The 712-nt window shown below is 71.6% G+C and carries 1 pseudogene; it reads right to left on the reverse strand.

Going from position 1 to position 712, the window contains the following annotated elements:
* Positions 1–712 (reverse strand): annotated as a pseudogene (locus ACZY1G_RS27795) (HNH endonuclease); the annotation flags it as partial.

Consider the following 712-nt stretch of genomic DNA (forward strand, 5'->3'; position numbering starts at 1 on the left):
CGTCGCAGTAGGGGGTGCGACAGGTCTGGTCGCGCAGCCCGATGAACATCGCCAACCCGGCCGGAAAGCGGCGGGCCCGTGATTCCATCGCGACCAGTTGCCCGCTCGACGGGTGGCGGTAGAGCCGGCGCAGCGTGGCTTTCGGGGCCTGGTCGGTGACGACATCCGACACCAGGTCACGCACGACCGCGGCCGGCACCGGGCCGTAGCCGTCGATCCAGCCGGGGCTGTCGTCGTCACCGAAGAGGGTGGTGTCGGCCATCACGAGGTTGACCGCGATCGGCACCGGCGCCTCGGCCGGGCGCGCGGTGACCCGGCCGTAGAGGGTGTCGGTCATGATCTGTCCGCGGGGGCGGCCATCGCCACACAGATCCGCCTCGCGTCGCAACGCTGCGTACACCCCGATGCCTTGGGACAGCGGCAGCACCGCGGTCAGATACACCATCCCGTTGGGGGCCGGCCGGGTCGACACCGAGGCCGACGCCGCCGCCCGTTCTTTGCGTTGCACCACCGCCGCCGCATCCAGGCGGGCGGCGATCGCGGCCGCGGCGGCCTCGATCCGGGCATTGCCCAACCCGACCAAGCTCTGCTGGTCGGCGCACAGTTCGGCATCCAAGGCACGCCGGTCCTCGACGGTGAGGCAGGCCGACTGTTTGACGATCAGGGTGGCCCGCCACTCGGTCAACACGCCGGCGTGCAGCGCGGCCAGGGT

Source organism: Mycobacterium sp. IDUB_5 (assembly GCF_055419565.1).